Here is a 25232-nt window from a genome sequence, read left to right as displayed (position 1 = left end):
CAGTGTCACCGAACGTGGTCCCTGAGCCGTGCGGGATCACGGTTGGTCACCCCGCGCGCCGGGGCGCGGAACGGCGCGAAGCGGTGCCCGGGGGCGCGGATTGCGCTCGGGGGTCGCTGGGGAGAATCGGGTGGGCGCGGGGGCGGGGGTCGCCCTCGGCGAACGCCCCTGTCGCGAGAGGCGCTTTCGATGAGCCAGGCCAAGCCCCTGATCCTCAGCCCGACGGGCTCCGAACGCCGCGCGGAGGAGGCCGCGTTACAGAGCGGAGGCTCGGCGGTGCTGGTCGACCTGCTGGGCGTCACCGTCTGGGCGGTCAGCGACCCGGACCTCCTGCGGCGGCTGCTGACGGACTCCCGGGTCTCCAAGGACCCGCGCCAGCACTGGCCGGACTACCCGGACCGGATCGTCGGGCAGTGGCCGCTTGAGGTGTGGGTCACGGCGGACAACATGTTCACCGCGTACGGCCCCGACCACCGTAGGCTGCGTCGGCTGGTCAGCCCGGCGTTCACCACCCGCCGGGTGAACGCGCTGCTGCCCGGCGTCGAACGGATCACCGCCGAGCTGCTGGACGCGATCGCCGCCGCGCCGCCGGGCGAGCCGGTGGACCTGCGGGCGGCGCTGGCGTACCCGCTGCCGGTGCGGGTGATCAGCGAGCTGATGGGCCTTCCCGACGACCTGGCCGCCGACTTCGGCCGCCGGGTCAACGGCATCTTCGACACCACCCTCACCGCCGAGCAGGCCGGCGCCAACAACCTGGCGTTCCACCAGCTGTTGACCACGCTGGTGGCACGGAAGCGCGCCGAGCCGGGCGACGACATGACCTCGGTGCTCATCGCCGCCAGGGACGAGGAGGGCGACGGCTCGCGGCTGACCGAGGCGGAGCTGGTCGACACGCTGCTGCTGGTGGTCAGCGCGGGCCACGAGACCACCACGAACCTGCTGGACCAGGCCGCCACCGCGCTGCTGACCCACCCCGAGCAGCTGGCCGCCGTCCGGGCGGGGCGGGTGAGTTGGGGCGAGGTCATCGAGGAGGCGCTGCGGTACGAGGCGCCGGTGGCGCATCTGCCGCTGCGCTACGCCGTCTCCGACATCCCGCTCCCGGACGGCCACGTGATCCGCGCGGGCGAGCCCATCCTGGCGGCCTACGCGGCGGCCGGCCGGCACCCGAGGGTGCACGGCGAGAGCGCCGGCCGCTTCGACGTGACCCGGGTCAACAAGGAGCACCTGGCCTTCGGCCACGGCCCGCACTACTGCCTGGGCGCGCCGCTGGCCAGGGCCGAGGCGGCGATCGCGCTGCCCGCGCTCTTCGACCGCTTCCCGGACCTCAGGCTGGCCGTGCCCCCGGAGGAACTGCGCGCCACGCCCAGCCTGATAGCCAACGGCCACCAGACCCTGCCGGTCTTCCCGCACGGCGAGTAGCAGGGCGGCCTGAACCCGCGGGTCCTGGTCGGCGCGCGGCCCGGCCCGGCCCGTTCCGCCAACGGGCCGCCGGCGCCCGGGCGTTCGCCGGCCGGGCGGCGCACTATGGTGCGACGCATGAGAATCCCGTTCAGTGACGCCGGGCTGCCCGGCCAGCTCCACGTCAAGATCGCTGCGACCGTCGACCCGGACGCTCTCGGCGCCGGCCCGGGCGCTGCCGATCTGCCGCACTGCACGGCCGTCGTCGAGTACCCGGGACGGGGCTACCACGGGTTCTTCGGCTGGATTCAGGCGGTGCGCTCGACCGACGATGCCAGCGGGGGAAAGGAGTTCGCGATGGACCCCCTGGCCAGCCTCGGGGAACTGCCCCACCCGTTCGCCTTCGCTGGCCACCGGCCGACGCTGTTCGACGCCCCGGCGCGGTCCCCCCGCGTCGACATGGAGTGGGTCGCCCACGCCTTCCTCTGTCGCGGTCCGCAGCGCCCCACGTTCACCGCCCGCGCCCTGGCGGGCTTCAGCTGGGGCTTTGTCGTCCGCGACGAACGGGTCACCCTCGCCGAGCCGAGACAGCTGACGGCCGAGGACTGGAACGCCCTGCTGCCGCTGCTCCGCGACACGTATCCGCGCTGGGAGTTCCCGCCGGGATTTCCGGCGTCGGCGGCCGGGGGCGACCGGCCCGGCGGGCCGTGAGGCGACGCCCTACCCCTCCACCGGCAGCGGCTCCTGCTGCGCGGCGGCCGGGTGGCGGGCGTGCGGGACGACCATCGGGGTCGCGGTGCGCGGGTCGGGCACGATGTCGCAGCGCAGGCCGAAGACGTCCGCGACCATCTCGGCCGTCATCACCTCCGCCGGCGGGCCCTCGGCGACGACCCGGCCCTCGTGCATCACCACCAGGTGGGTGGCGAACCTGGCGGCCTGGTTGAGGTCGTGCAGCACGGCGACGATGGTGCGGCCCTCGCGGTGCAACTCGCCGCACAGCTCCAGCAGTTCGTACTGGTGCGCCACGTCGAGGAACGTCGTCGGCTCGTCCAGCAGCAGCAGTTCGGTCTGCTGGGCGAGCACCATCGCGATCCACACCCGCTGCCGCTGCCCGCCGGACAGCTCGCTGACCCTGGCCTCCGCCAGCTCGGTCAGCCCGGTCCGCTCCAGCGCGAACGCGATCGCCGTGTCGTCCTCGGGCGACCACTGCCGCAGCAGCGTGTGGTGCGGGTAGCGGCCGCGCCGCACCAGGCCACGGACGCTGATGCCCTCCGGCGCGATGGGGCTCTGCGGCAGCAGCGCGATCTCGCGCGCCACCGTGCGGCCCTTGTAGGCGCGCAGGTCGGTGCCGTCCAGCAGGATGCTGCCGGCGTCCGGCTTGATGGCCCGCGCCATGGCCTTGACCAGGGTGGACTTGCCGCAGCCGTTGGGCCCGATGATCATCGTCAGCCCGCCGTGCGGCACGTCCAGGCTCAACTCCCGCACCACGGGGGCGCCCCCGTAGGACAGGGTCACCTCCCGCACGCTCAGCCCTCTGTGCGCGGCAGCGCCGGACGCGGCCGCGCCGGCCCGCTCGTCGGTGGTCACAGTCGTCCCCTCCTCCATTCGCGGGTCAGCAGATAGCCGAGATAGATGCCGCCGATGGCCATGGTGTAGATGCCCACCGGCATGTCGTCCATGGGGAGTTGCTGGGCCGCCAGGTCGGCGAGGACCAGCAGCAGCGAGCCAAGCAGCGCGGAGAGCACCAGGTGCGCGCCCCAGCCGCCGGTCAGCCGGCGGGCGATCTGCGGCGCGGTGAGCGCGATGAACGCGATCGGGCCGGCCACCGAGATCGCGGCCGCCGACAGCAGCACCGACAGCAGCACCGCCCGCGCCCTGGTCCGCTTGGGCTCGGCGCCCAGCGCGGCGGCGATCTCGTCGCCCATCTCGCCGATGTCGAGGCGCCGCGCCATCGCCAGGGTCAACGGCAGCAGCACCAGCAGCGCCAGCCCGATCTCGCGGGCGTCGTCCCAGGAGCGGGCGGCCAGCGAGCCGTTGACATAGGCGGTCAGCGCGGTGGCCCGTTCCCGTTCCACCGCGTAGACCACGTACTGGGTGATGGCGATGGCGATGGCGGCGACGCCGATGCCGGCCACGATCAGCCGGCCGGGGTCGCGGAAGCCGCTGCCGGTGGCGAAGTAGACCAGGGTGATGGCGGCGGCCGCGCCGATCAGCGCGCCCAGCGAGACGGGCACGCCCTCGGGCATCTTCAGCGCGACGACGGCCGCCCCGGCCCCGGCGCCCGCGCCGAGCCCGATGACGTCGGGGCTGCCCAGCGGGTTGCGGGTGACGGACTGGAAGAGCGCGCCCGAGATCCCGAACGCGGCGCCGGCCGCGATGGCCACCACCAGCCTCGGGCCGCGCAGCCGGTCCAGCACGAAGAGCGTCTTGCCCTCGGCGCCGCCGGTCAGCGCGGTGGGCAACTCGCCCAGCGGGACGCCGAGTCGGCCCATGCTCAACGTCGCGACCGAGGCGACGACGAGCGCCAGCACGGTGCCGACGCCGGCCAGCAGCGCGGCCCGGCTCATCGGGAGCGCCAGCCGGCGCCCGATCACGACCATGCCCGGGGGGCGCGCGCCCCGCGTGTCCCCGGCGCGTTCCACGGTGGCGGTCATGCCGTCCCCCTCATCCGGCGCACCGCGTAGAGCAGCACGGGCGCCCCGACGAACGCGGTGACCACGCCGACCATCAGCTCCGATGGCCGCATCACCACCCGGCCGATCACGTCGGCCAGCAGCAGCAGGGTGGGCCCGAACAGCGCGGAGAACGCCAGTTGCAGCCGGAAGTCGATCCCGACGACGGCCCGCACGATGTGCGGAACGGCCAGGCCGACGAAGGCGATCGGGCCGACCGCCGCGGTCGCCGACGCGGCGAGCAGGGTGGCGGCGATCAGCCCGCCGGCGCGGATCGCCGTCGGGTTGGCGCCCAGCGAGTGCGCCGAGTCGTCGCCCAGCGCCAGCGCGTTGAGCCCGCCGGAGACCATGACCGCCAGCGCGAGGCCGACGGCGGCGAACGGCAGCGCCGTCCAGAAGATCTCCATCGGCCGCCCGCCGAGCGCCCCCACCACCCAGTAGCGGTAGCTGTCGAAGACCAGCGGCTTGCTGAGCGTCACCAGCTGAATGTACGCGGCCAGCACGGCGGACACCACGGCGCCGGCCAGCACCAGCCGCACCAGCCCGGTGGAGGCGCCGGCCGAGCCGACGGCGTAGACCAGCAGCCCGGCCAGCAGCGCGCCGGGCAGCGCCCACCAGATCGCGCCCGACTGGCCGCCGGCGCCGAGGAACGCCGTCGCGGTGACGACGCCGGCCGAGGCGCCGGCGTTGACGCCCAACAGCCCGGGGTCGGCAAGGGGGTTGCGGGTGATGCCCTGCATCAGGGTCCCGGCCACCGCGAGGCTGGCCCCGGCCAACACGCCCAGCGCGGTGCGGGGATAGCGGCTCTCGACCACCGTGGCCACATAGTCGTCGGCGTCGCCGGTGAGCGTGGCGAACACGTCGCCGACCGAGGTGGTCCTGGCGCCGAAGACGACGCTGGCCAGCATCGCCAGTGCCAGGGCCAGCAGGCCGAGCAGCAGGAAGCCCACCAGCCGGGCGACGCCGGCACCCCGGTCGCGGGTGCCGGCGTCGCCGGCCGGCGGCGTCAACGTGCTCGCTTCACTGGTCGCGTTCATCGCGTGCGCGCCCGTGGGTCGGTAGAGAACGGTCAGTTGTCGAGGGTGACGATCGCCTCGTCGATCAGCGGCAGATACCGGTCGATGCTCCACGGCACGGTCAGCGGGTTGATGATCGAGGAGGCGGTGACGAACGGGGTGTCGTCGCTGGCCACGATCCCGCCGCGCTCGACCGCCGGGATGGCGGCGTACAGCGGCTGCGCCTCGACCTCGGCGCGGGTCTCCTCGTCGGTGTAGAAGGTGAAGACGATGTCGCTGTCGGCGAGTTGGTCCGCGTTCTCCAGGCCGATCAGCGCGGAGTCGGTGCCCTCAAGCTCCTCGAAGGTCTCCACCACCGGGTCGACGGTCAGGCCCAGCGAGGAGACCATCTCGACCCGCTGCTCCTCCGGCATGAAGACGCCGAGGGTACCGGGGCCGGAGTTGTAGATGTAGGAGAACGTGACGCCCTCGTACTCCGGGCGGGAGGCGGCGGCCTCGGCGAGCTGGTCGCGGATGTCGCCGATCAGCACCTCCGCCTGGTCGGGCTGGCCGAGCGCGGTGGCGATCAGCTCTATCTGCTCGTCCCAGTTGGTGGACCACGGCAGGTCGGGATAGGCCACGGTCGGCGCGATGTCGTTGAGGATGTCGAACTGCTCCTGGGTGATGCCGGACCAGGGCGCCAGGATGACGTCGGGCTCCAGCTCCAGGATGGTGTCGAAGTCGATGTCCTCGCCGCCGGCGAACTGGGTGGGCAGCTCGTCGCCGCGCTCGGTCACCGCCTCGTGAATCCACGGCAGATAGCCGGTCTCGTCGCTGCCCCACTCGTAGGACTCGATGCCGACGGGGGTCTGGCCCAGGGCGATGGCGGTCTCGGCCGAGCCCTGCCCGAGGGTGACGACCCGCTCGGGCCGCTCGGTGATCTCGGCGTCGCCGAGGGCGCTCTCGATGGTGACGGGGAACGCCTCGCCGCCGCCCTCCCCTTCGGCCGACGACGGCTCGGCGGGCTCCTCGTCGTCCGATGACGAACAGCCGCTGAGCACCAGCGCCGCTGCGGTGGCCACGGCGGCGAGGGCGAGACGCTGACGACGCGCGCTGAGGAAGGTGGACGGCATGGACGTTCCTTCTGTAGGAGTGATCGGCCTGAACGAGTGATCGACCTAGCTTAGGTAAGCCTAAGCTTAGACCACGCCTCGGCCCGCTCCCGCCCCCGAGGGGCGCCGCACCCGGCCCAACTGCCGGACGCCGCGCGGGGCGCGGCCCCACGCGGCGTCAACTCGCCTGTTCCACACCCCCGTTGACCCGGCGAACGGGCGAGGGGGCGCCGCCGGCCGCCCCCTCGCCCGCCGGATCACGGTTTGGCGACGGCCGGCGTCGGCTCCTCCAGCGCGGCCTCGCTCGCGCCCCCGCCCTCGGCGGCCGGCGCCAGGTCCATGGAGTCGCGGAGCCTGGTCGGCGTGAGGAAGAGCGTGGCCACCACGCCGACCACGGCGATCGCGGCCGAGATCAGGAAGATGTGGCCCGTGGCGTCGCCGTAGGCCGCGCGCACGATCTCCTGGACGGCCGGCGGCATGGCCGCCACGTTGAGCGTCGAGCCGTCCCCGCCGCCCGAGGTGTCGATGCCGGCGGCGGTCAGACCCTGGGAGATCTTCGTCGACACCTGGTTCGCGAGCACCGCGCCCAGGATCGAGACGCCCATGGTGCCGCCCAGCGAACGGAAGAACGTCACGGCCCCGCTGGCCGCGCCGACCTCGGTCAGCGGCACGGTGTTCTGCACCACCAGCAGCAGGTTCTGCATCGACATGCCCACGCCGACGCCCACCAGGAACATGCCCGCGCCGACCAGCGTCAGCGAGGTCTCGTGGTCGATGGTGGACAGCGTCAGGAAGCCCAGGGTGAGGGCGATCACGCCGGCGACGATGAACGGCTTGACCTTGCCCGTGCGGGACACCAGCCGGCCCGAGACCGCCGCGCTGAGCAGCACCCCGGCCATCATCGGTATGGTCAACAGGCCCGCCTCGGTGGGCGAGTAGCCGCGCCCGACCTGGAAGTACTGCCCCAGGAAGACCGCGCCGCCGAACATCGCCATGCCGACCGCGAGGCTGGCCACGATCGCCAGCGCCGGGTCCCTGCGCCGCACCACGTGCAGCGGGACGATCGGCTCCCGCACCCGGTTCTCCACCACCACGGCGGCCACGCCCAGGACCAGGGCGGCGCCCACCATGGCGCCCGTCTGCCAGGAGACCCAGCCGAACTCGGCGTCCACGAAGGTCACCCAGAGCAGCAGCAGGCTCACGCTCACCGCGATCAGCGAGGCGCCCAGGTAGTCCACCCTGGCGTCCGGGCGCGGAACCTCGACCAGCTTCAGCGTCCGGGAGAGCAGCACCAGGGCGAGCAGGGTGAACGGGACGCCGACGAAGAAGCACCAGCGCCAGCCCAGCCACGACACGTCGGTGATGGCGCCGCCCAGCAGCGGGCCGCCGACGGTGGCGACGGCCATCACGCCGCCGAGGTAGCCGTTGTACCGGCCGCGCTCCTTGGGGCTGACCATCGCCGCGATGATCACCTGGACCAGCACCTGAAGGGCGCCGAGGCCCAGGCCCTGCACCGCGCGGAAGCCGATCAGCTGGCCCGCGCTCTGGGCGAAGCCACAGGCCAGGGAGGAGAACGTGAAGATCAGGATGCCGATGGTGAGCAGCAGCTTCTTGCTGAAGAGGTCCGCCAGCTTGCCCCACACCGGGGTGGAGGCGGTGGACGTCAGCAGGGTGGCGGTGACCACCCAGGTGTACTGGGACTGGGTTCCGTTCAGCGAGCCGATGATCTGGGGCAGGGCCACCGAGACGATGGTGGAACTGATCATGGCCATGAAGAGCACGATCAGCAGCCCGCTCATGGCGCGCAGGACCCGTCCGTGGTCCATGGGCGCGCCCTGGGCGGGCGAGACGGTCTGGGCGCTCACGCGCGACCTCCAGCAGAGACGTTCCTGAGATGTTCGAAGCCTGAGATGCTCGAAGAAGGACCGTTTCACTGTACATGCACATTGGGCATATTTGCCCAGTGGGTAATTTTGCCCACAGGGTAGGATCTCGAAATCATGGAGAGCATCACGGGACTGCGGGAGCGCAAGAAGGCCGCCACCCGACAGGCGGTGCACGAGGCCGCGCTGCGCCTGACCGTCGAGCACGGCATCGAGAACGTGACCGTCGAGGCCATCGCGGACGCCGCGGGCATCTCCCGCCGGACGTTCTCCAACTACTTCTCCTCCAAGGAGGACGCGCTGCTCTTCGGCGAGGAGCAGCAGACCAGGGCGCTGGTCGAGACGCTGCGCCAACGCCCGCCCGAGGAGTCCGCCTGGACCGCGCTCACCTCGGCCGCGCGGTCGCTGTCGATGCGGATGGGGACGCCGGAGGAGCGGGCCTGGGGGGCCCGCAGCAAGCTCGCGATGCGCCATCCCTCGCTGCTGGCGCGGCAGATGGGCAACCATGTGGCCCTGGAACGCGACCTCGTCGCCGCGATCACCGGCCGCCCGGGCACCGAGCGCATCCGCCCCCAGGTCTATGCCGCCGCGTTCCTCACCGCGCTGCGGATCGCCACCCGGCACTGGGTGGAGGAGGGCGGCTCCGGCGAACTGATGGACCTGCTGGGCGAGATCGAACGCGAGATGGCGCAGCCCTTCGACTAGCGCCTGGCCGGCGGGGCTTCCCGGACGCCCCGGCCCTGGGGGCCGGGGCGGGGTGCCCTTGCCGGGCGGGGCGGGATGCCCTTGCCGGGCGAGGCGGGGCGGAGGCCGGCGGCTCTGCCCGACAGATCGCTGTTGGTCGACGAGGCGCGCTCATGGGGGTCGACGGTTCGGGCGCGGGCCACGACGCCCGGCTCTCCATGCCGCTCGTTCGGCCGGGTGCGGGAGTGACGAATGCCGGCGACGGGGCGGCTGGGAAGGGGAGGGAGATCCCCCGGACGGTTGGGTTCGTCGTCGAGAGGGGCCGGAGGGAGGTCTCCCTTCTCTGGCGCCCGGCGAGAGTTGAACGGTTCGTTCAACGCCCCGGGCCCGCACGGTCCTTGCGCGGACGTCGTCGCTCCCAGGGCACCCGTCGAACGCCGCCGAACCTCCCCGCCCTCCGGCAGGAGAGCGGTCCACGTCGGCCCCCGGGCAGGGCGAACGCCGAGAACGACCCGCCGAACCGGGGTTCGCACCCCCCCGGACCACCCCGGATGCCACCGCCCCGCCGTTTCCGCACGCCGGCAGGCCCTCCCGGTGTCCGGCCGGAGGCCGGCGGCTCTGCCCGACGCCGCGCGCAGCGCGGCGAGCGGCCCCGCGCCCGCCCGGCAAGGGCAACGCGCGGCGCGGCGAGCGGCCCCGCGCCCGCCCGGCAAGGGCAACGCGCGGCGCGGCGAGCGGCTCCGCGCCCGCCCGGCGGGTCCGGCCGCGCCGGACCCGCCGCCGGTTGACGGCGCGGCTCAACGGCTCTAGTGACTAAGGGGAGAGCGTTCTCCGCCGAGGTGCCGCGGCGGGTGCGCCGCCCCAACTCCCCCACGAGAGAGCCGTCTTCTCCATGTCATTCTCGTCACGCCTTCCCCTGCGCCGCCGGTGGCTGGCCGCGCCGCTCGGCGCCGCGCTGCTGCTGTTGCCGCTCGGACCGGCGAGCGCCGGCACCGAAGGACCGGAAGCCGCGCCCCCCGTCCAGCCGGCGGCCGTCCAACCTGCGGCCGTCGTCTGCAACGACCACTGCGACGGCCGCGACGCCGCCGAGGCCGGCGGCGACCGTCTCGCCGTGACGGCCGAACTCCACGGCCGCACCGCCGAGTTGCGCTTCGACGACACCAGCGCCATGGGCTGGGCCACCCTCGCCGGCGGCTCCGCCGGCGACCAGCTGTGGCTGGACCGTTCGTTCGACGGCGGCGCCACCTGGTCCGGCGACAGCCGCATCGGCGAGGTGTCCGTTCCCGAGGGCGCCAACGGCGCCACCACCACGATGTTCAACGTCGACGACTGGGCCAACCTCGGCGTCGGCGCCCTGCGCGCCTGCCTCCAGGCGTCGGGCCAGCCCGAGATCGCCTGCACCGACTGGGCCAGGACCACCTGGAACGCCGGCAGCCCCGCCACCGCCGCCGCCACCGCGCTGATGTCCCTCTACGACCTGGACAACGGCCTGTTCCAGAACCACTGGTGGGTCGGCGCCAACGCGCTGACCGCCGTCATCCAGAACATCGAGGCCACCGGCATGGCCTCCTACGAGTACGCCATCGCCAACACCCACGACCGCCAGATCGACGCCCACGACGGACAGTTCCGCAACGAGTACCTCGACGACACCGGCTGGTGGGGCCTGGCCTGGGTCGCCGCCTACGACGTCACCGGCGACGCCCGCTACCTGGAGACCGCCCAGGCCGACGCCGAGTGGATGAACGACTACTGGACCGACCTCTGCGGCGGCGGGGTCCAGTGGAAGGTCGACAACCCGTACAAGAACGCCGTCACCAACGAGCTGTTCATCCAGCTCAACGCCGCCCTCCACAACCGCCTGTCCGGCGACAACCCCTATCTGGAACGCGCCGAGGCCGGCTGGGCGTGGCTCTCGGGCAGCGGGATGATCAACGACGAGGGGCTGGTCAACGACGGCCTCGACGCCGACGCCGGCTGCGTCAACAACGGCCAGACGACCTGGACCTACAACCAGGGCATCATCCTGGGCGCCCTCGCCGAGCTGAGCGCCGCCACCGGCGACGCCGGCCTCCTCGACGAGGCCCGCGCGCTGGCCGACGCCTCGACCAACGCGGCCGGGCTCCACCAGGACGGGGTGCTCACCGAGCCCTGCGAGCCCAACTGCGGCGCCGACGGCCCCTCGTTCAAGGGCGCCTACGCGCGCGGGCTCGGCGCGCTCAACGACGCCCTGCCCGACGCCCCCTACTCCGACTACCTCCAGACCCAGGCGGACGCGGCCTACGCCTCGGCCCGCACCCCGCTGGACATGTACGACCTGTCCTGGCGCGGCCTCGCCGACAGCTACGGCGTGGGGCAACAGCACAGCGCGCTCGACCTGTTGAACGCCGCGCACTGAGCCGGCACGCGCGCCGGCGCACGAAGCCCGCGCGCAAGCCCGCACACGGCCCCGCCCACACGAACGAGCCCCGCCGGATGTGGTGGAATCCGGCGGGGCGTTCGTTGAGCCGGGGTGGGTCGGCCGCCGGCCGACCACCGCGAGGCGGCGGCCGGCCGGCGGCTCAACCGGCTGTACCGGTGGCGAACGAGGTCACCTCAGCCGAGCCGAACTCAGCTCAGCCGAACTCGGCCGAGACCGACGGGGGTCAGCCGAAGTTGACGTCGCTGCACAGGTAGTACGACTGGTCCAGGTGCGAGGCCTGCCAGATCGTGTAGACGACGTGGTGCCCGCTGCGGCCCGGGGCGCTCACGTCGAAGGAGATGTTCTGCGCGGGCGCGTACGAGCCGGTCTCCTCGACCAGTTCGAGGTCGCCCCACGTCAGCGGCTCGGTCGCCGGGTCGTAGCCCTGCTTGGTCACATAGACCTGGAAGTAGTCGGCGCCGTGGCTGGCCTGGTCGAACAGCTCGACCGTGAAGTTGGAGCCGACGTCCGTGGTCTTCCAGGGCCCGACGGCGTCCAGCGAGTCGTAGCGCCCGCCCTCGGTGTTGCCGCCGCTGCACAGCGTCCCGTCCGGGATGGCGCCCTGGTGGTTGCCGTTCACATTCTCGCGGTAGAGGCCGTTCCAGTTCCACATGGTGTTGGGGTTGGCCCGCCAGGCCTGCCAGCACATGGGGTCTTCCTGCTCCATGGCCGGGTTGAGGTGGTCGTCACCCCAGCGCTCGAAGCAGCCGTAGTTCCGGGACGCCGGGTCGACGATCGAGCCGTGGGCGGCGGCGGTGTCGGTCCAGGGGATCAGAAAGAGCATCGCCGCAGCGACCAGCGCGGCGATCTTGGCCGTGATCGGCTTAGCGTGAACATGCCATTCCATAGCGTGCGAACTCGCCTTCCGGTTATGGGGGTTGCCGGTTGGGAGCGCTCCCATCAGCGAGGTGAGTGTACCCATGGCGCAACAAGAGTGAAACATCTCACGCGATGTCCACGATTCGTTCGTCGGCCGCCCCGGGCAGGGCCCGCACGCCGCTGCCCCCGACCGTCGTCGCGACGGATCGGGGGCAGCGGAACGTCAGCGGCTCGCGGGCCTCAGCGCCACGTCAACTCCGTGGCGAACGCGCGGGTTTCGACGGCCTTCAGGAGGCGAGCCAGCCGTGGCCACGGGCCAGGCGCTCGACGCCCTGCCGCACCTGGAGGATCTGCGCGGCGGTCAGGCTCGGCACCCCATCCAACAGGGTCTCGGTCAGCTCGACGCGGAACTCGCGCGGCGAGAGGACGTCGCACAGCCCGTCCTCGACCACCCCGCCGGCGCTCGACTCCGCGCGCGACGAGGAGGCGGCGACCGGGCCGCTCTCGTCGGAGCCGGAGCCCTTCCGGACGACGCTCACCAGGGATGCCTTCGGGCCGCGTTCGCCCTCGGTGACATCGAACTCCACGACCGCGCCGGGCTGGTAGAGGTGCTTGTCGTCCAGCAGGTCGTTCGCGTGCATAAAGACATCCTCCCCACCCTCGTCGGGGATGATGAACCCGTAACCGCGAATGTCATCGAAGCGGACAACCCTGCCCTGCGCCATAGCACACCTCACCACACGAGCCAGTTAGCTCAACAGCCAATCCTCCCGGGCACACTACCAAGGCGGCCGGGGCCCGCGAGGGGCTTCGCCGAACGCCACCCGGAAGCGCGCGAGGCCGTTCCCGCGCCCCCGCCGGCGCGGCACCGGCCCGTCGCCAACACGCCGCCACGCACCGGCCGTTCCCGTTCCGGTTCCGGTTCGGGTGACCGCCCGAACGGTTGACGGGCTGGTCAAGTGTCCCTACGTTCGGGGCCGACCATCTCCCGCATCCCCCACCGCCGGGGTCGCCCCGCCTCGGCGCGATCGGAGACACAGGTTATGCCCACTTCGCGATCCCCCCGTTCGGACGACTCCGGCCGGCCGAGCCGTCGGCCGCGCCTCCCCCAACACCGCGCGGGCCGCCTCTGGTTGGCCGGCCTGCTGGCCGTCGGCACGGCGTTCGCCGGCGCGTCGCTGGCCACCGCCGGCGAGGACGGCGCCGCCCCGGCGGAGGCCGCCCCCGCCGACGCCGCGCCCGAGGCCGTCACCCCGCTCGCCGAGCACGGCGCGCTGGAGGTCTGCGGCACCACGCTCTGCGGCGAGAACGGCGAGCCGGTCCAGCTGCGCGGCATGAGCACCCACGGCACCCAGTGGTTCGAGCACTGCGTCACCGAGGAGTCCCTCGACGTCCTGGCCGACGACTGGGGCGCCGACGTCATCCGGGTCTCGACCTATGTGCAGGAGGACGGCTACGAGACCGACCCGGCCTACTTCACCGACGTGGCCAGCCGGATCATCGACCAGGCGACCGAGCGTGGGATGTACGTGGTGGTCGACTGGCACATGCTGACCCCGGGCGACCCCAACGCCAACACCGAGCTGGCCAAGCAGTTCTTCACCGAGATCACCGCGCGCCACGGCGACCAGGACAACCTGATCTACGAGATCGCCAACGAGCCCAACGGCGTGAGCTGGTCGGCGATCCGGGGCTATGCGGAGGAGGTCATTCCCGTGGTCCGGGCCGGCGACCCGGACTCGGTGGTGATCGTCGGCACCCGGGGCTGGTCCTCGCTGGGCGTCTCGGACGGCTCGGACGAGTCCGAGATCGTCGCCGACCCGGTGAACGCGGAGAACGTGATGTACACCTTCCACTTCTACGCGGCCTCCCACCAGGAGGGCTACATCGACACCCTGGAGCGCGCCGCCGACCAACTGCCGATCTTCGTCACGGAGTTCGGCGCCGAGGAGTACACCGGCGACGGCGCGCACGACTTCGAGTTCGCGGACCGGTACCTCGACCTGCTGGCCGAGAAGAACATCAGCTGGACCAACTGGAACTACTCCGACGACTTCCGCAGCGGGGCCGTCTTCGAGCCGGGCACCTGCGACGCGGGTTCCTGGGGCGACCCGGGCTCGCTGAAGGAGTCCGGCGTCTGGATCAGCGAGCGCATCAGGGGCTGAGCAAGGTCCCGGTCTCCGGGTCAACCCGCGCCGCCGGGCGCGGAGTTGACGCCTCCTCCACGGTGCCGCGCTCCCCGTCCGGGGAGCGCGGCACCGCCGTTTCCGGCGCCCGCCGGCCGTTTCCCGCCGTTTCCCACCCGTCGGCCCCGTCGGCCCAACGGGCCGCGCACCGAGCCGGGTTGGGTCCTGACCAGAGAGCGCTCTCTGAGGGAACCCTCGCGTGGGCGAGCCACAACAACGGCCTTCCGGGCGGTCGTTCACCCAGGTCAACGCGGTGGCACCGGTTCCGGATCACGCGACGTCTTGACATGCCCTCCGGGCACCAAGAGACTCGGCGCGAAGGATCTGAGAGCGCTCTCTGAGCTGCCCGGCGCGTGGTGGGACGCCATGGCCCGGGCGCCCGAACCAGCCGATGACGCGACCGCGTCGAGCGCCGTCCCCGCCCGTCGCGGTCGCGCCCTCACCTCCCCCCACCAGGAGTTCTTCATGAGAGCAAGCAAGGCGGGGCCGCGCGGACACCGCCGGCTGCCGCTGTCCCGCAGGGGTCTGGCCACCCTCGGTGCCGTCACCCTGGTCTCGGCCGGACTGTTGGCAGGACCGCTGCCCGGCGCCCTGGCCGGCGAGGACGACGGCGCCGAGGCCGCCCCGACGGCGGTGCCGGAGACGGACCCGTTCGCCCCTGACCTCGGGCCCAACGTGCATGTCTACGACCCCTCGATGCCCGCCGACCAGATCCAGAGCGAGCTGGACGCGATCTACGAGGAGCAGCACACCAACCAGTTCGGCACCGAGCGGCACGCCGCGCTCTTCAAGCCGGGCGAGTACCCGTTGGACATCAAGGTCGGCTTCTACACCCAGATCGCCGGCCTCGGCCTGATGCCGGACGACGTCAACGTCAACGGTCACGTCCGGGTGGAGGCCGACTGGCTCCAGCAGGGCGACGACCCCAACAACCTGGGCAACGCCACCCAGAACTTCTGGCGCGGGGCCGAGAACCTGAAGGTGACGATCCCCGAGGGCGAGATCGAGCGCTGGGCCGTCTCCCAGGCGGCGCCGTACCGGCGGATGCACCTGGACACGCTGGGCGTTCAGCTGTGGAACGGCTATGACGGCTGGGCCAGCGGCGGGCTCTACGCGGACACCAAGATCAGCGGTTGGGTCCAGTCGGGCTCCCAGCAGCAGTGGTTGACCCGCAACACGGAGCTGGACGGCGGCTGGGACGGCTCCGTCTGGAACATGGTGTTCGTGGGCTCGACCGGCACCCCGGCGGCCAACTTCCCCAACCCCTCGCACACCGTGATCGACGAGTCCCCGGTGATCCGCGAGAAGCCGTTCCTCTACATCGACGACGCGGGCGAGTACCAGGTGTTCGTCCCGGCGCTGCGGGAGAACGCGGTCGGCACCAGCTGGTCCAGCGGCGAGGCGGCGGGCTCGTCGATCTCGCTGGCCGACTTCTACATCGTGCACCCGGACTCCCCGACGGCCACGATCAACGAGGCGCTGGCGGAGGGCAAGCACCTGCTGTTCACGCCGGGCGTGCACCATCTGGACTCGGCGATCGAGGTGAACAACCCGGACACCGTGGTGCTGGGCCTGGGCCTGGCCACGCTGGTGCCCGACACCGGCGAGGAGGCGATCAGGGTCGCCGACGTGGACGGCGTCAAGCTGGCCGGCATCCTGGTCGACGCGGGCGCGGAGAGCAGCCCGACGCTGATCGAGGTGGGCCCGGAGGGCTCGTCGGCCGACCACTCGGCGAACCCGACCTCGCTGCACGACGTGTTCTTCCGGATCGGCGGCTCGCACCTGGGCCGGGCGGACAACAGCCTCACTGTCAACAGCGGCAACGTGATCGGCGACCACCTGTGGGTGTGGCGGGCGGACCACGGCGAGGACGGCACCTGGGGCTGGGACGTGAACACGGCCGCCAACGGCGTGATCGTCAACGGTGACGACGTCACCATGTACGGACTGTTCGTCGAGCACTACCAGGAGTACCAGGTCATCTGGAACGGCGAGCGCGGCCGGACGTACTTCTTCCAGAACGAGATGCCCTACGACCCGCCGACCCAGGAGGCGTGGGGCAGCAGCGGGGACGGCTCGCTGGGCTGGGCCTCCTACAAGGTGGCCGACGACGTCACCGAGCACGAGGCGTGGGGCGTGGGCGCCTACTCGTTCTTCAACGTGAACCCGGACATCCACGCCAGCCGGGGCTTCGAGGTCCCGGACGCGCCTGGGGTCCAGTTCCACAACCTGGTGACCGTCTCGCTGGGCGGGGTCGGCACCATCGACCGGGTCATCAACGACGCGGGCGATCCGGTCAACCTGGACAGTCAGCAGTCGTATCTGACCAACTACCCGTGATCACTCGCCGGTCGGCCGATGGTCGCTCGCCGATCACCGGCTGACCGGCCTCGATCCACCTCTCGAACCCGGGCCGGCCGGGTGGGGCGCTCTCCCCACCCGGCCGGCCCTTTCGTGTGCGTCTGGACCGCCATATACCCCGCGCGGACCGGCAGTTTTTCTTATAGAGGGAACTTCCAGCGAATGTATTGCTGTAGGCGGAATTAGGTCGTAGCTTGCAGGACACCCGCGTTCAAGCACAAAGGAGTCGCCATGAGCTGGTCCGAACCTACCCCTGTCACATCATGAGCCTCGAAGGGACCGCAACGGTCACACGTGCTCCGCAGGGGACAGCTCGGGCAAACCTGGCGGACACTTCCGGTCGTATGGGGCGTCTGCTCGGGCAGCGCTGGGTGCGGGACCTCGGTCTCAAGGTCTCCGGCGTGCTGGTGGTGCTGCTCGCCCTGGAGCTGTGTTCGCGCACCGGACTGCTCTCCCGTGACTGGTTTCCGCCGGTCACCGAGACCTATGCGGAACTCTTCAAGCTCGCGGCCGGACACCCGCTGTGGACCGAGATAGGCCGCACGCTCAGCGGCTGGGCCCTGGGCATCGGGCTGGCCACCGTGCTCGCCGTGCCCTGCGGCATCCTGCTGGGCTCGAACCAGACCGCCTACCGCATGACCCGGGTCGTCATCGAGTTCTGCCGGCCGGTGCCCTCCGTGGCGCTGATCCCGCTGGCGGTGCTGGTCTACGGCGTCGGCCTGGAGATGAAGGTCTTCCTGATCGTCTTTGTCACCTTCTGGCCGATCCTGCTCCAGGTGATCTACGGCGTGCAGGACGTGGACCCGGTGGTGCGGGACACCGCGCGCGCCTACGGACTGCCGCCGATGGCCCGCTTCTTCCGGGTCACCCTGCCGAGCGCCGCCCCCTATATCGCCACCGGGCTGCGGATCGCCTCGGCCATCGCGCTGGTGCTGGCGGTCACCGCCGAACTGGTGGTGGGCGCGCCCGGGCTCGGCCAGTCGATCGTGGTCGCCCAGTCCAACGCCAACCTCCCGCGCATGTACGCCCTGATCATCGTCACCGGACTGGTCGGCTGGGTGCTCAACCTCGCCTTCCAGGCCATCGAACGCCGGCTGCTGAGGTGGCACCCGTCGCAGCGTCAGGAGGTCGCCCAGTGAGTAGCACGACAAACGGCGGAGCGAGCCGCGGGCTGAGCCGCCGTGCTCTCGGACTCCTGCTGGAACTCGCCCTGCCCGTGGCCGTGTTGGTCGGCTACGGCGTGTGGGCCTCGCGCGCCCAGAGCTTCTACTTCCCGCCGCTCGACGAGATCGGCCGGTACTTCAGGGAGCTGTGGCTCTTCGACCGGGTCGGCAGCGACCTGGTGCCCTCGCTGGTGCGGATGGGCGCCGGCTATCTCGCCTCGGTCGTGATCGGGGTCAGCCTGGGCCTGCTGCTGGGCATGTCCCGGGTGCTGCGCACCGCCGCCGAGCCGGTGGTGGAGTTCCTGCGGGCGCTGCCCGCGCCGGCGCTGATCCCGTTCTCGCTGCTGCTCTTCGGCTCCGGCGACAGCTCCAAGATCTTCGTGATCGTGCTGGGCGCGGTCTGGCCGATCCTGCTCAACTCCATCGACGGCGTGCGCGGCGTCGACGCGCAACAGCTCGACATGGCGCGCGCCTACCGCATCCCGCTGGCCGCCCGCGTCACCCGGATCATCCTGCCGGCGGCCGCGCCCCGGATCTTCGCCGGGATGCGCACCTCGCTGGCCATCGCGATCATCCTGATGGTGGTCTCCGAGATGGTGGCCAGCAGCGACGGCCTGGGCTACTTCGTGCTGGAGCAGCAGCGCTCGTTCGCCATCCCGGAGATGTGGACCGGGATCATCCTGCTCGGCGTGCTCGGCTACGTCCTCAACTGGCTCTTCCTGCGCGTCGAACGCCGCGTGCTGGCCTGGCACTTCGGCCTCAAGGGGCTGGCCGGCCCGGCCGCGCCCCGCAAGCGGTCCGGTCGCGCCGCCCGGCGGTCCGCCCGCGCCTCCTCCCCTTCCGCCCCCTCGTCCGACGGAGAAGTCTGATGCTCGAAGTTTCCCACCTGCGGAAGGTCTACGGCCCCGACCCGACCGCAGCCCCCGCCGTCGCCGACCTCGACTTCACCGTCGAGGACCAGGAGTTCGTCTGCATCCTCGGCTCCTCGGGCTGCGGCAAGACGACCATGCTGCGCTGTCTGTCCGGCCTGATCCCGTTCACCTCGGGCGAGATCACGCTGCGCGGAAAGCCCGTCACCGGGCCGCCGGAGGACATGGCGTTCGTCTTCCAGGACTACAGCCGCTCGCTGCTGCCGTGGATGACGGTCCGCCGCAACATCGCCTTCCCGTTGCGCTACAAGGGCGTGGACAAGAGGGCGGCCAACGAGGCGACCGAGGAGGCGCTCGACGCGGTGGGCCTCGCCGGCCGAGGCGACCGCTATCCGTGGCAGCTCTCCGGCGGGATGCAGCAACGCGTCGCCATCGCCCGGGCGTTGGCCTACCGGCCCAGCATCCTGCTGATGGACGAGCCGTTCGCCTCCGTGGACGCCCAGACCCGCTCGGGCCTTGAGGACCTGCTGCTGTCGGTCAAGCAGCGCTATGGCATCACCGTCCTCTTCGTGACCCACGACATCGACGAGGCGATATACCTCGGCGACCGGGTGCTGGTGCTGCGCCCGCCGGCCACCGTGGGGCACGCCGTCACGGTGAACCTGCCCCGGCCCAGGGACCAGGTGCTCACCAAGCAGGAGCCGGAGTTCGCCCGGCTGCGTGGCGAGTTGTTCGCCGCGATCGACGGCAGGTCGGTGGCGGCATGAGCGCGCGCCGACCCCTCGCGCGCCGCCGGGCGCGCGCGGGCGCGCTGGCCGGCGCGCTCGCCGGGCTGCTGGTGTTCACCACCGCGGCCTGCACCGACTACGGCGGCGACCTGTCGGGCGCCAACATCTCCGGCGGCGGGGACGGCGACACCCTGGTGGTCTCCGAGACGGCGGGGGTGCCCTCCTCCTTCCTCGCCTACGGCGTGCGCCAGGGCTATTTCGCCGACGAGGGCGTGGACCTCCAGGTCAGCCCGTCCAGCGGCGGCGCCAGCGTGATCCCCGCGCTGCTCAGCGGCGACATCGACGTCGCCGGCTCCAACGTGGTCTCCGCGCTGATCGCGATGGGCCGCCGGATGCCGATCGAGATGGTGGCGGCCGGCACCTCGACCGCCGAGGAACAGACCGACGACTTCGCCCAGTTGGTCGTCCCCGAGGACAGCCCGATCACCTCGCCCGATGACCTGGACGGGACGCGGATCGCCGTCAACTCGCTCCAGAACATCAATGACGTCGTCGTCAACTCGGTGCTCCGCGAGGCCGATCTCACCAACGACGACGTCCGCTTCGTGGAGATGCCGCTGCCCGACATGCCGGCGGCGATCCAGCGGGGCGACGTGGACGCGGGCGTGTTGATCGAGCCGTTCGCCACGATCGGGATCTCCCAGGGGCTGCGCCCGCTGGCCGGCCCCTATGTCAACACCAGGCCGGGCCTTCAGATCGGCACCTTCCTGATGACCTCGGAACGGGTCGCCGACAACCCCGAGCTGGTCGCGGCCTTCCGCGCCGGCGTGGAACGGACGGCCCGCTCGATCGCCGAGGACCCTGACGCGTTCCGCGAGGCGCTGCCCGAGATCAGCGACCTGGCACCGGAGTTGGCCGGCCGGATGAACCTGCCGGTGTGGCACGGCACCACCGACCGGGAGTCGATCGAGACCATCCACGGCGTGATGCGCGAGATCGGCCTGACCGAGGCCGACCTCGACTACGACGACTGGGTAACGGACTGACCCCCGGGCCAACCTCACGCGCCACCGCCCCCTTCGGACAACCGCTCCTGAAGGGGGCGGGCCAGCTCGGCCACCCAGTCGGGATCGAGGTCGAGGAGCCGGCGGAAGCGGTCGAGGGCGGCGAGCCACTGCTGTAGGGAGCCGGGCTCCGGCTCGGCGGCGAGGAAACCCCGACGCGCGGCAACGGCCGACTCCTCGTCCCGGCGGGCGCAGTGGAGGAGGAAGAGGTTCCCCCAGGGTTCGAAGTCCTCGACGCTCTCGGCGGTTTCCTCGGTCAGTCGCGTCAGGGCTCGCGCCCAGTGGGCCTCCGCCTCCGCGGTTCGGCCGGCGAGCCGGTGGGCGACGCCGGCGATCACGGACGCCGCCGCATGGTCCGGCTGCCGTGCGAGTGCGCGCTCCACGTCGCCCAACGCTTCGCCGGGATCACCGGTCATGAGGCGTACCTGCGCGCGATAGACCAGGGCCCACGCCTCCTCGGGCTCCGCCTCCAGCAAACGGTCCAGATCCGCCAGTGCCTCGGCGTCGTTGCCCAACAGCAGGTGGACCTCCGACCGTATGGCCCGGGCCCCGGGGTCATCGGGCGTGGCCCGCAGGGCACGGTCGAGGTCGGGCAGTGCCTCACGGGGCTGGCCGAGGGAGAACAAGGCCATCCCCCGGTACAGGTAGGGCTGTTCCCAGTGGGGATCAAGGTCAATGGCCCGGTCGGTGTCGGCCCGGGCCTCGGTCAGCTGCCCCAGCGTCAACCGCGCCAGGGCACGGCCGGCCAGCGCCGTCTCGCGGCGGGCGGGGTCGGTCTCCCACCTCAGGAAGAGGTCCACGGCCGTCTCCGAGAGGTCCGCCACCTCCTCCGCGCCGTCCGGGACGCGCTGGGCGAGCAGGGCGACGAGCACCGGCAGCCGCTCGCTCCGGCGGAGGACGACCCGGACCCGGCTCTCCTCGGTGACGCCCCTGGCGGCCAGGAGCGCCCGCGCCTCCTCCTCGGTGAAGACGTCGAGCGCGATCTGGTGCACCTGGTCGAGCCCGTCCCGCCAGCGCCGGGCGTCGAGTTGGTCCTGGCCAGCACCCCGCTGGCCATGCTGGTCCCGCCCGGCGCGTGGTGGTCGGCGGTCTCCGCCGAGGCGGCCACCTCCTGGTAGAGCCTGCGGTAGAGGGCCAGGCGCTTCTCGAAGTCCTTGAGCGGGTGGTCCAGTTCGCGCAGCCGCCGGGCCATCGCCTCCATGGCCTCGATCGGGCCGTGCACCTCGTCCGCCACGGTGACGGTCGCCGCGCCCCGCTCGACCGCCAGCTTCTCCCACTGCCGCACCAGCGCCGTCTTGCCGACGCCCGCGTTGCCCGAGACATGGAAGACGAACTGGTAGTCGTCGTGCTCGACGCCCCGGGCCAGGTTGTCCCGGAAGGCCGCCAACTCCCCTCTGCGCCCCACGAATCCGGCCTGCCGCCGGCGCCTGATCACCTCGCGCCTGGACCGTCGCTCCCCTGCCATGTCCGAGCCCCCCTTCTCGCTCTCCGTCTTCGGGACACTACCCGGCGCCACTGACAACGGGCGGGGACGAGGCGGTCTTCCGGGGCCGGCGGGGCCGCTGGTACGGTCCCCCGATGCCCGCCCTCGGGTGGGTCCCTGGACCCGACCGCAACGGAGCTGTCGCGATGGAGCCGGAGACCGAGTGGGTGCAGACCCTCTCCACGGGTTGGTTGTTGTCCATAGCCGGGGTGGCGGTCGCCGCCCTGCTGTTTCTGATCATTGTCCTTCGGATGCACGCGTTCCTGGCGCTGATCACGATCAGTCTGGGAACGGCCTTCGCCACCGGCATCCCCTCCGAGCAGGTGTTGCCGACCCTGACCGGCGGCTTCGGGGACACCCTGGCCAATGTGGCGCTGCTCGTCGGCCTCGGCGCGATCCTGGGCCGGCTGATCGAAGTGAGCGGCGGCGCCCAGTCGTTGACCGACGCCATGATCCGGCGCTTCGGCGAGGAACGAGCCCCGCTGGCGCTGGGCGTGGCCTCGTTGATCTTCGGCTTCCCCATCTTCTTCGACGCCGGCCTGGTGGTGATGCTGCCGATCGTCTTCGCCGTGGCCCGCCGGCTCGGCGGCGGCGTGCTGCGCTACGGCCTGCCGACGGCCGGCGCGTTCTCGGTGATGCACGCCTTCCTGCCGCCGCACCCGGGGCCGGTGGCCGCCACCGAGCTGCTGGGCGCCGACCTCGGCCTCGTGACGGTGTTCGGGCTGCTGATCGCCGTCCCCACCTGGTATGTGACCAGCTATCTCTTCGGGCTGTGGGTGGGGAAGCGGGTGGTGCTTCCGGTGCCCGAGCTGCTCACCGGGGGTCCCCGGGCCGAGGAGCAGGAGGAGCCGCCGCGCCCCGGCACGGTGATCGCGCTGCTGCTGCTCCCGCTGGTGATGATCTTCGCCAACACGGGCCTGGACGCGGCCAGGGCGGCCGGTTGGGTCAGCGGCGAGGAGAGCTGGTTCGAGACGGCGCGGGCGCTGGGTTCGACGCCGGTGGCGCTGCTGGTGGCGGTGCTGGTGGCCGGCCATGTGCTGGGGACGCGGCGCGGCCGGGGCCGGGAGGTCGTGGAGGAGCTGACCGACTCCGCGCTGGGGCCGGTCTGTTCGATCATCCTGATCACCGGCGCCGGCGGGATGTTCGGCGCGGTGCTGCGGGCCAGCGGGATCGGCGACGCGCTCTCGGAGAGCCTGGCCGACCTGGGGCTGCCGGTGATCGTGGCGGCCTTCGTCATCGCCTCCGCGCTGCGGATCGCGCAGGGCTCGGCGACGGTGGCGCTGACCACGGCCGCCGGGCTGATGCAACCGGTCGTGGACGGCGGCACGTTCTCGGCGGTGGCCCTGGCGGCGCTGGTGCTGGCGCTGGCGGCCGGCTCGGTGATCGCCAGCCATGTCAACGACTCGGGGTTCTGGCTGGTGGGGCGGTTCATGAACATGGATGTGCGCACCACGCTCAGGACGTGGACGGTGCTCCAGACGTTGATCGCCGCGATGGGCTTCGCGCTGGCCTGCGCCCTCTACGCGGTGGCCTGAAACCAGCCCCCGTTCCCTCCGCGTTCAGGCGGTTCAGGCGGTTCAGGCGGTGAAGTGGCCGCGCAGGGTCTCCTGGAGGTGGTCGCGTGCGGCGAGCAGGTGCTCGGCCAGCTCGCCCGCCTCGGCCCTGGACGGCAGCCGGTGCGCCGGGACAACGGCGGCGAGCGAGGCCAGCGGGGTGCCGGCGCGGTCCCGCAGCACGGCGGCCACAGCGGAGATGCCGCGTTCGCCCTCCTCGATGTTGACCGCGTAGCCGGTGCGTCGGATCTCGGCCAACTCGGCGGCCAGGCTGGGCCAGTCGGCGACCGAGGCGGTGGTGCGGGTGGTCAGCTCGGCGCCGTCGTAACGCCGGGTCAGCTCCGGCTCCGGCATGGCGGCCAGTATCGCCTTGCCGGCGGCGGTGCAGTGCGCCGGCAGCACCACGCCGGTGCGGTTGCCGACGCGGACGGCGCGGGGGCTCTCGACGCAGTCGATGAACCGGACGTTGCGCCCCTCCAACAGCGAGAGGCTGACCGTCTCCTGGGTGCGGTCCCGCACCTCCTCCAGCACCGGCCTGGCCACCTGCCGGATGTCCACCCGGCCGATCGCGGCCAGGCCGATCTCGTTGAGCACCGGGCCCGGACGGTAGGCGGTGTTGGGCTTCTCCTGGATCACGAAGCCGCGCCGGCGCAGGGCGTTGAGCAGCCGGTGCGCGGTCGAGGGCGCGACGCCCAGCGCACCGGCGGCCTCCGAGACGCGCAACGCCTTCCGCTCCCCGATGAGTTCGAGAAGGCGGAGGGCGTTGTCCACCGAGCTGGCCCCCGATGCTTCATTCGACATAAAAGAATTCTAGCCCAGTTCTTTTCTGTTGAGAGGGCCCTCGGGGTAGGGAAATCACGTCCCCCGAGGGCCTCGTCGCGGACGTGCCCGGTCGCTTCAGCCCCGCCGCACCGACAGGGTCAGCGCGCCCACGCCGGTGATCGAGGCGTGCACGGTGTCGCCCGGCACGATCGCGCCGACGCCGGGGGGCGCCCCGGTGAAGATGAGGTCGCCGGGCAGCAGGGTCATCATGTGCGAGGCATACGACACGATCGCGGGCACCGGCGTCAACAGGTCGCGGGTGTTGACGTGTTGCCGCTTCCCGCCGTTGACGTCCAGCCAGATCTCCAGGCCGCCCGCGTCGCCCACCTCGTCGGCGGTGACCAGCACCGGGCCGAGCGGGCTGAAGGTGTCGTAGCTCTTGCGCCGCGAGCGGTCGGCGGCCGAGCGCACCGTGATGTCCAACCCGAGGGTGTAGCCCAGGACATGGTCCAACGCCCGCTCCTCGGGGATGTCGGTCCCGCCCTCGCCGACGACGATCACCAGCTCCGACTCGTGGTGGATCTCCTGCCCCGCCTCGACGATCTCGCTCGGCAGCACGATGTCGTCGCCGGGCCCGGAGAGGGAGGACGGCGCCTTCAGGAAGACGTCGAAGTTCATCATCCAGGACTCGACCCCGCCCAGGGTCCGCTCCTGCACCCCGTGCATCTCCGCCACATGGTCGGCGTAGTTGCAGGCGCAGGCCACGATCTTGCTCGGGTTGAGCGCGGGGGCGCGCAGCCGCACCGCGTCCAGCGGCCGGCCCTCGCCGGCGGCCGCCGCCTCCGCCAGCCGGCCGCGCACCCGCGGGAAGTCCCGGCACAGCCGGCGCCACCAGCCGGCGGTCACCGGGTCGGGGTCGTGCGGCCAGCCCAACGCCTCGGTGACGTCGACCACTCGGGGCGACTCCCCCGTCTCGTCCACCACGCCCAGGCGGTGGTCGTCGAAGAGCGCCAGCTTCATCTCGTCTGCCTTTCGATCT

General features: G+C 72.0%; 22 protein-coding genes. 11 read left to right on the top strand and 11 right to left on the bottom strand.

Features of this window, described 5'->3' with window-relative positions; all coding sequences use genetic code 11:
• The first annotated feature begins 189 nt into the window (after window positions 1-189).
• Window positions 190-1419: a cytochrome P450 family protein gene (locus FH609_RS24740; protein WP_139671327.1), complete on the top strand. Its 1230-nt coding sequence runs from the start codon at window positions 190-192 to the stop codon at window positions 1417-1419.
• A gap of 117 nt (window positions 1420-1536) precedes the next feature.
• A complete protein-coding gene (locus FH609_RS24735) occupies window positions 1537-2109 on the top strand; it encodes a hypothetical protein (protein WP_139671331.1) in 573 nt (190 codons plus the stop codon).
• A gap of 9 nt (window positions 2110-2118) precedes the next feature.
• Here the strand turns inward: FH609_RS24735 and FH609_RS24730 are convergent, their stop codons facing one another.
• The 5 genes from FH609_RS24730 to FH609_RS24710 form a co-directional block, all read right to left on the bottom strand.
• Window positions 2119-3003, bottom strand: a complete 885-nt coding sequence (locus tag FH609_RS24730) for an ABC transporter ATP-binding protein (protein ID WP_139671333.1) — start codon at window positions 3001-3003, stop codon at window positions 2119-2121.
• On the bottom strand, window positions 2982-4052 hold the full coding sequence (locus FH609_RS24725) for a FecCD family ABC transporter permease (protein WP_139671335.1): 1071 nt from the start codon (window positions 4050-4052) through the stop codon (window positions 2982-2984). Before FH609_RS24725 ends, FH609_RS24730 begins: the two co-directional genes overlap by 22 nt.
• Entirely contained in the window at window positions 4049-5107 is a 1059-nt protein-coding gene (locus tag FH609_RS24720; RefSeq protein WP_139671338.1) for a FecCD family ABC transporter permease, read from the bottom strand. The genes FH609_RS24725 and FH609_RS24720 overlap by 4 nt, the downstream gene beginning before the upstream one ends.
• 32 nt (window positions 5108-5139) lie before the next feature.
• Window positions 5140-6198 (bottom strand): iron-siderophore ABC transporter substrate-binding protein, encoded by a 1059-nt coding sequence (locus tag FH609_RS24715; protein WP_139671341.1) that lies wholly within the window; start codon window positions 6196-6198, stop codon window positions 5140-5142.
• Window positions 6199-6434: 236 nt separating this feature from the next.
• Entirely contained in the window at window positions 6435-8003 is a 1569-nt protein-coding gene (locus FH609_RS24710) for an MDR family MFS transporter (protein WP_139671686.1), read from the bottom strand.
• A gap of 174 nt (window positions 8004-8177) precedes the next feature.
• Between FH609_RS24710 and FH609_RS24705 the strand changes: the two genes are divergently transcribed.
• Together FH609_RS24705 and FH609_RS24700 are read left to right on the top strand one after the other, a co-directional pair.
• Window positions 8178-8765: a TetR/AcrR family transcriptional regulator gene (locus FH609_RS24705; protein ID WP_139671343.1), complete on the top strand. Its 588-nt coding sequence runs from the start codon at window positions 8178-8180 to the stop codon at window positions 8763-8765.
• Between the two features lie 871 nt (window positions 8766-9636).
• Entirely contained in the window at window positions 9637-11142 is a 1506-nt protein-coding gene (locus FH609_RS24700) for a glycoside hydrolase family 76 protein (RefSeq protein ID WP_139671346.1), read from the top strand.
• 247 nt (window positions 11143-11389) lie between these two features.
• Here FH609_RS24700 and FH609_RS24695 read toward each other — a convergent pair whose 3' ends face one another.
• Both FH609_RS24695 and FH609_RS24690 read right to left on the bottom strand, forming a co-directional pair.
• On the bottom strand, window positions 11390-12052 hold the full coding sequence (locus tag FH609_RS24695) for a lytic polysaccharide monooxygenase (protein ID WP_139671349.1): 663 nt from the start codon (window positions 12050-12052) through the stop codon (window positions 11390-11392).
• Window positions 12053-12311: 259 nt separating this feature from the next.
• Complete coding sequence (locus tag FH609_RS24690) at window positions 12312-12749, bottom strand: cold-shock protein (protein WP_139671352.1); 438 nt, start codon at window positions 12747-12749, stop codon at window positions 12312-12314.
• 318 nt (window positions 12750-13067) lie between these two features.
• Here FH609_RS24690 and FH609_RS24685 point away from each other — a divergent pair, with 318 nt between their 5' ends.
• The 6 genes from FH609_RS24685 (at window position 13068) to FH609_RS24660 (ending at window position 20377) form a co-directional block, all read left to right on the top strand.
• Window positions 13068-14189, top strand: coding sequence for a glycoside hydrolase family 5 protein (locus FH609_RS24685; RefSeq protein WP_139671355.1), 1122 nt, complete (start codon window positions 13068-13070; stop codon window positions 14187-14189).
• 486 nt (window positions 14190-14675) lie between these two features.
• Window positions 14676-16550 (top strand): hypothetical protein, encoded by a 1875-nt coding sequence (locus FH609_RS24680; protein WP_193318019.1) that lies wholly within the window; start codon window positions 14676-14678, stop codon window positions 16548-16550.
• A gap of 365 nt (window positions 16551-16915) precedes the next feature.
• Window positions 16916-17710: an ABC transporter permease gene (locus FH609_RS24675; protein WP_139671359.1), complete on the top strand. Its 795-nt coding sequence runs from the start codon at window positions 16916-16918 to the stop codon at window positions 17708-17710.
• Entirely contained in the window at window positions 17707-18603 is an 897-nt protein-coding gene (locus tag FH609_RS24670; RefSeq protein WP_226961923.1) for an ABC transporter permease, read from the top strand. The genes FH609_RS24675 and FH609_RS24670 overlap by 4 nt, the downstream gene beginning before the upstream one ends.
• Window positions 18603-19370 (top strand): ABC transporter ATP-binding protein, encoded by a 768-nt coding sequence (locus tag FH609_RS24665; protein WP_139671362.1) that lies wholly within the window; start codon window positions 18603-18605, stop codon window positions 19368-19370. Before FH609_RS24670 ends, FH609_RS24665 begins: the two co-directional genes overlap by 1 nt.
• Window positions 19367-20377, top strand: a complete 1011-nt coding sequence (locus FH609_RS24660) for an ABC transporter substrate-binding protein (RefSeq protein WP_139671365.1) — start codon at window positions 19367-19369, stop codon at window positions 20375-20377. Before FH609_RS24665 ends, FH609_RS24660 begins: the two co-directional genes overlap by 4 nt.
• A 14-nt stretch (window positions 20378-20391) precedes the next feature.
• Here FH609_RS24660 and FH609_RS31890 read toward each other — a convergent pair whose 3' ends face one another.
• A complete protein-coding gene (locus FH609_RS31890) occupies window positions 20392-21027 on the bottom strand; it encodes a tetratricopeptide repeat protein (protein ID WP_226961931.1) in 636 nt (211 codons plus the stop codon).
• Window positions 21028-21179: 152 nt separating this feature from the next.
• Window positions 21180-21860, bottom strand: a complete 681-nt coding sequence (locus FH609_RS31885; RefSeq protein ID WP_226961922.1) for an ATP-binding protein — start codon at window positions 21858-21860, stop codon at window positions 21180-21182.
• 164 nt (window positions 21861-22024) lie between these two features.
• On the opposite strand from FH609_RS31885, the gene FH609_RS24650 reads away from it, so the two are divergent.
• Window positions 22025-23413: a GntP family permease gene (locus FH609_RS24650; protein ID WP_139671370.1), complete on the top strand. Its 1389-nt coding sequence runs from the start codon at window positions 22025-22027 to the stop codon at window positions 23411-23413.
• 42 nt (window positions 23414-23455) lie between these two features.
• Here FH609_RS24650 and FH609_RS24645 read toward each other — a convergent pair whose 3' ends face one another.
• Window positions 23456-24232 carry an IclR family transcriptional regulator gene (locus FH609_RS24645; protein ID WP_139671372.1) on the bottom strand — a complete coding sequence of 259 codons (777 nt, stop codon included), beginning with the start codon at window positions 24230-24232 and terminating at the stop codon, window positions 23456-23458.
• A 96-nt stretch (window positions 24233-24328) separates the two neighbouring features.
• Entirely contained in the window at window positions 24329-25213 is an 885-nt protein-coding gene (locus FH609_RS24640; protein ID WP_139671375.1) for a fumarylacetoacetate hydrolase family protein, read from the bottom strand.
• Window positions 25214-25232: the final 19 nt, after the last annotated feature.

The sequence above is a fragment of the Streptomyces sp. 3MP-14 genome, from assembly GCF_006334905.2.
Lineage (GTDB): Bacteria > Actinomycetota > Actinomycetes > Streptomycetales > Streptomycetaceae > Streptomyces > Streptomyces triticirhizae.
This window is presented reverse-complemented; position numbering and strand designations above follow the sequence as displayed.

Coding starts and splice junctions, on each gene's coding strand:
- FH609_RS24740 (WP_139671327.1), top strand. CDS start 190: ATGAGCCAGGCCAAGCCCCTGATCCTCAGCCCGACGGGCTCCGAACGC.
- FH609_RS24735 (WP_139671331.1), top strand. CDS start 1,537: ATGAGAATCCCGTTCAGTGACGCCGGGCTGCCCGGCCAGCTCCACGTC.
- FH609_RS24730 (WP_139671333.1), bottom strand. CDS start 3,003: ATGGAGGAGGGGACGACTGTGACCACCGACGAGCGGGCCGGCGCGGCC.
- FH609_RS24725 (WP_139671335.1), bottom strand. CDS start 4,052: ATGACCGCCACCGTGGAACGCGCCGGGGACACGCGGGGCGCGCGCCCC.
- FH609_RS24720 (WP_139671338.1), bottom strand. CDS start 5,107: ATGAACGCGACCAGTGAAGCGAGCACGTTGACGCCGCCGGCCGGCGAC.
- FH609_RS24715 (WP_139671341.1), bottom strand. CDS start 6,198: ATGCCGTCCACCTTCCTCAGCGCGCGTCGTCAGCGTCTCGCCCTCGCC.
- FH609_RS24710 (WP_139671686.1), bottom strand. CDS start 8,003: ATGGACCACGGACGGGTCCTGCGCGCCATGAGCGGGCTGCTGATCGTG.
- FH609_RS24705 (WP_139671343.1), top strand. CDS start 8,178: ATGGAGAGCATCACGGGACTGCGGGAGCGCAAGAAGGCCGCCACCCGA.
- FH609_RS24700 (WP_139671346.1), top strand. CDS start 9,637: ATGTCATTCTCGTCACGCCTTCCCCTGCGCCGCCGGTGGCTGGCCGCG.
- FH609_RS24695 (WP_139671349.1), bottom strand. CDS start 12,052: ATGGAATGGCATGTTCACGCTAAGCCGATCACGGCCAAGATCGCCGCG.
- FH609_RS24690 (WP_139671352.1), bottom strand. CDS start 12,749: ATGGCGCAGGGCAGGGTTGTCCGCTTCGATGACATTCGCGGTTACGGG.
- FH609_RS24685 (WP_139671355.1), top strand. CDS start 13,068: ATGCCCACTTCGCGATCCCCCCGTTCGGACGACTCCGGCCGGCCGAGC.
- FH609_RS24680 (WP_193318019.1), top strand. CDS start 14,676: ATGAGAGCAAGCAAGGCGGGGCCGCGCGGACACCGCCGGCTGCCGCTG.
- FH609_RS24675 (WP_139671359.1), top strand. CDS start 16,916: ATGGGGCGTCTGCTCGGGCAGCGCTGGGTGCGGGACCTCGGTCTCAAG.
- FH609_RS24665 (WP_139671362.1), top strand. CDS start 18,603: ATGCTCGAAGTTTCCCACCTGCGGAAGGTCTACGGCCCCGACCCGACC.
- FH609_RS24660 (WP_139671365.1), top strand. CDS start 19,367: ATGAGCGCGCGCCGACCCCTCGCGCGCCGCCGGGCGCGCGCGGGCGCG.
- FH609_RS31890 (WP_226961931.1), bottom strand. CDS start 21,027: ATGGCCTTGTTCTCCCTCGGCCAGCCCCGTGAGGCACTGCCCGACCTC.
- FH609_RS31885 (WP_226961922.1), bottom strand. CDS start 21,860: ATGGCAGGGGAGCGACGGTCCAGGCGCGAGGTGATCAGGCGCCGGCGG.
- FH609_RS24650 (WP_139671370.1), top strand. CDS start 22,025: ATGGAGCCGGAGACCGAGTGGGTGCAGACCCTCTCCACGGGTTGGTTG.
- FH609_RS24645 (WP_139671372.1), bottom strand. CDS start 24,232: ATGTCGAATGAAGCATCGGGGGCCAGCTCGGTGGACAACGCCCTCCGC.
- FH609_RS24640 (WP_139671375.1), bottom strand. CDS start 25,213: ATGAAGCTGGCGCTCTTCGACGACCACCGCCTGGGCGTGGTGGACGAG.